Genomic DNA, 261 nt, shown 5'->3' with positions numbered 1-261 from the left:
TAGGCTGGGTGTGTAAGTGCAGCGATGCATTGAGCTAACCAGTACTAATGATCCGTGAGGCTTAACCTTACAACACCGAAGGTGTTTTGGTGAGAGAGACTGATTTTCAGCTGAATTCCGAGATTAAAATTAACGGTCATGAAGAATGACGGTTAATGAAACAGAATATGCCTGGCGGCACTAGCGCGGTGGTCCCACCTGATCCCATGCCGAACTCAGAAGTGAAACGCCGTAGCGCCGATGGTAGTGTGGGGTCTCCCA

The 261-nt window shown here is 49.4% G+C and carries 1 rRNA gene; it reads left to right on the top strand.

Annotation, left to right across the window (positions count from 1 at the left end):
* Window positions 1–170: 170 nt before the first annotated feature.
* Window positions 171–261, top strand: a 5S ribosomal RNA gene (rrf, locus tag MUA00_RS00080); the annotation flags it as partial.

Source organism: Dryocola boscaweniae (genome assembly GCF_025215095.1).
Lineage (GTDB): Bacteria > Pseudomonadota > Gammaproteobacteria > Enterobacterales > Enterobacteriaceae > Dryocola > Dryocola boscaweniae.
This window is presented reverse-complemented; position numbering and strand designations above follow the sequence as displayed.